Below are 525 nucleotides of genomic sequence, written 5' to 3'. Positions count from 1 at the left end.
ACTCATATTTGGGTATTTCTCTTCAAGGTCTATCATATCTCTATCATACGCACAAGTGCAAAAGAAATTATCCCTAAAATATATCCATGCTTGGTATTTATCTTCTTTTTGTTTGGAGAGTAGATTTTCCTCTTTATCTTGCAAACCACACATACCAAATTCTATGTATCCTGCTAAGAAGAGTTGTCCTACGGTATTAATGTATTCACTAATGTAAGTGGGATTAGCAGAATCATTTTCCATTGCATTATCAAACAAATATGTAAAAAATGAAGAATCTAATTCCATAACGCCATCATCGCCAAAAGGTCCTGTTGCTAAATCTAAAATAGCTACTTCAAAATATTCTAAAATATCTACTTTTTTAAGAGTTGGAATCTGCAAAAAAAGTTTAAAATGCCAACGATCTTGATATATTTTTAAATGATTATGAAACAATTCATAAAAATCATAAAACAACAATCCATTTGTATGTAAAACTCTACCAATCGCCATTTTCTTTTGCCTTATTGTGGATTTTAGTTT

1 protein-coding gene is annotated in these 525 nt (G+C 29.9%); it reads right to left on the bottom strand.

Annotation, left to right across the window (positions count from 1 at the left end; genetic code table 11):
- Nucleotides 1–495, bottom strand: a 495-nt coding sequence (locus LS69_RS10145) for a hypothetical protein (protein ID WP_138124736.1), incomplete at its 3' end; no start/stop codon positions are given.
- Between the last annotated feature and the right edge of the window lie 30 nt (nucleotides 496–525).

This window comes from Helicobacter sp. MIT 05-5294 (assembly GCF_000765675.1).
In the GTDB taxonomy this organism is placed as follows: domain Bacteria; phylum Campylobacterota; class Campylobacteria; order Campylobacterales; family Helicobacteraceae; genus Helicobacter_D.
Note: the sequence above shows the minus strand (reverse complement) of the source record. Positions and strands in the feature narration are given on the sequence as shown.